This is a genomic window from Micrococcus sp. LASM2_SD2 (assembly GCF_057364565.1).
Genome location: NZ_JBNFOB010000448.1, coordinates 1 through 769, shown reverse-complemented (window position 1 = coordinate 769; position 769 = coordinate 1). Strand labels below are relative to the sequence as shown.

The window sequence follows — 769 nt, the reverse complement described above, 5'->3', positions numbered from 1 at the left end:
GCGGCGGAGGCGGGAGCCGCGACCGCCGTCGGGACGGACATCGGGGCAGCCACGGCGAGGGCCGCGGCGGCGACGGCGGTCCGGCGCAGGACGCGGGCGGAGGTGGACTGAGGCATGGGAGGGTCCTCTCGGGTCTGGTGCGTTCAGGGGATGTGACGGCGCACCCTCGCCTCCATCACCCCGCACGAGGACGACGTCCGCCCCACGGTCCGGAGTCCCCTGCACGGCCAGTCGGTGAACGTCGGGTGACCGGGACACAGTGGGGACCGTGCCCTGCACAGGCCAGTGCCCGTCCGCCCTTCCACGACGACGGCCCCTCGCCCTGCGTGCACAGGGCGAGGGGCCGTGGCGTGGCGCCACGTCGGTCCGGGAGGACCCGACGATGCCGTCCGGACCGTCAGGTCAGGTCAGTTCTTCGACTGGTCCTTCATGTGGCCGGCGGACTGCTGACCCTGGTCCTTGAGCTCGCCGGCGGCCTCGCCGCCCTGCTCCTTGAGGTGCTCTCCGCCCTCCACAGCGGTCTGCTTCACGGAGTCGGCGGCCTCGCGGACCTCCGGCTCGAGCTGCTCGCGCATGTCCATGGCGGCGGACTTGGCCTCGTCCACCAGCGGGGCGGCGGACTTCTTCACCTGGTGCGCAGCGTGCTGCTCGGCGCGGCTGCTCGGGGCGAGGGAGCCCAGGAGCATGCCGGCGCCGAAGGCCACGAGGCCGGCGGCCAGCGGGTTGCCGCGGGTGCGGCGGCGGATCTCGGCGGGGGGCGTGGCTGCAC

General features: G+C 74.5%; 1 pseudogene. It reads right to left on the bottom strand.

Annotated elements, in window-relative coordinates:
• Positions 1 to 407: 407 nt before the first annotated feature.
• Positions 408 to 769, bottom strand: a pseudogene (locus tag AC2W7A_RS13040) (DUF3618 domain-containing protein); the annotation flags it as partial.